Annotated in this window: 2 protein-coding genes; both read left to right on the forward strand. The window is 65.4% G+C overall.

The genetic code is table 11. The features are described 5' to 3' along the window. Positions 1-1,171 (forward strand): efflux RND transporter periplasmic adaptor subunit (locus tag AC1D1P_RS21945; RefSeq protein ID WP_477674430.1); only part of this gene is annotated, 1,171 nt, incomplete at its 5' end. 33 nt (positions 1,172-1,204) lie between these two features. Beyond that, the coding region (locus AC1D1P_RS21950) for an efflux RND transporter permease subunit (protein WP_477674431.1) at positions 1,205-1,991 on the forward strand (787 nt) is incomplete at its 3' end.

Consider the following 1,991-nt stretch of genomic DNA (forward strand, 5'->3'; position numbering starts at 1 on the left):
CACCTCGGCCGTGGGCAGCCTGCGTTCGCGCCGTGGCGTGGTCTTGCGGCCCGAGGTCAGCGGGCGCATCACCCAGCTCAATTTCACCGATGGCCAGCGTGTGCGCAAAGGCCAGGTGCTGGTGCAGTTCGACGACCAGTTGCCGTTGGCTCAGGTACAGCAAAGCCAGGCCGAACTGTCGATCGCGCGGGCCAACCAGAAGCGCAACCAGGAACTGGTGGCGCAAAACTTCATCAGCCAGCGCTCGCTCGATGAAAGCGCCGCCAACCTGCAGGTGGCCGAGGCCAAGCTGTCGCTGGCCAAGGCCACCGCCGCGCGGCTGAAGATTGTTGCGCCATTTGACGGTATCGCCGGCATCCGGCTCGTCAACGTGGGCGACTATTTGAAAGACGGTGCGGACATCGTCAACATCGAGGACATCGAGGCCATCTTTGTCGATTTCCGGCTGCCAGAGCGCTTCCAGAACAAGGTCAAGCGTGGCCAGACAGCCGTGCTCGACATCGATGCCTTGCCCGGACGCAAATACAGCGCGCAAATCCAGGCCATAGACCCGTTGATCGACGCCAATGGCCGCTCCATTGGGATCCGCGGTTGCATAGACAACCGCCAGCTGCAGCTGCGGCCCGGCATGTTCGCGCGGGTCAACACGTTGTTCGGCGTGCGCGAGAACGCGCGCGTGGTGCCCGAGGAAGCGATTGTTCCGCAGGGCGGCCGGCAGTTCGTCATCAAGCTGCTGGAAGGCCCGAACGAACAGACCCGCACGACCAAGCGCGTGGAAGTCAAGGTCGGCCTGCGCAGCCCCGGCAAGGTCGAGATCCTCGAAGGCCTGGAGTCCGGCGACGTGGTGGTTGCGACCGGCCAGCAGCGCGTACAGCGTGACGGCACTGTGGTGGCAGTGGTGGACCTGGCCGCAAATGCTTCTGCCCGCGCGGGCAACGCAAAAGCGCCTGCCGCTGCCGGTACTGCGCCCGCGGCAGCTGCCGCAACGGCCCCTGCGGCTGAGGCCGCGCCGGCCAAAGCTGTGGCCGCCGCCGCGCCGCAAGCACCACCGGCCGGCCCCAACCCCTGTGGCGTCGTGGTATCGGAGGTCCCGGGGGGCCTGGTGCCGGTGCGTAGCGTCGCCCCAGCCGAGCGCCGCCCGGCCGGCCCGCCAGCCCGCGATCCCACTTGAGCGGCAGCCGCGCCATAGCCCCCACAGGCCCTTATGCAACTCGCTGAAGTTTCCATACGCCGCCCGGTCTTTGCCACCGTGCTGTCCCTCCTCATCGTGCTGGTCGGTGCGGTGAGCTTCAACCGCCTTTCGGTGCGTGAATATCCCAAGATCGATGAACCCGTTGTGACCGTGAGCGTGCGCTATGCAGGCGCATCAGCGGAGGTCATTGAAACGCAGGTGACCAAGCCGCTGGAAGATTCCATCGCGGGCATTGATGCTGTCGACGTCATCACCTCCATCAGCCGTGCCGACCAGGCGCAGATCAGCGTGCGTTTCCGACTCGAAAAAGACGCCGACTCTGCCGCCGCCGAGGTGCGGGACCGCACGTCGCGGGTGCGCAACCGTTTGCCTCAGGCGATTGAAGAGCCGGTGATCGCCAAGGTTGAGGCCGATGCCTTTCCGGTCATCCAGGTGGCTTTTTCCAGCGATTCACTGACGCCGCTGCAGATCAACGACCTGGTCAACCGCATCGTCAAGCCGCGCCTGCAGACCGTGACCGGCGTGGCCGACGTGCGCGTCTTTGGCGAGCGCAAGTACGCCATGCGCGTCTGGCTGGACACCGACAAGCTCGCCTCCTACAAGCTGACCACGCAGGACGTGGAAGACGCCATCAGCCGCAGCAACCTCGAGCTGCCGGCCGGCCGCATTGAGTCGCAGCAGCGAGAATTCAGCGTGACCTCGCAGACTGACCTCGTCAGACCCGCGCAGTTTCGCGAGATCGTCATCAAGAATGTGAACGGCTTTTCCGTCAAGGTGCGCGACGTCGCGCGCGTGGAGG

Source organism: Polaromonas sp. P1_E1_2 (assembly GCF_056406035.1).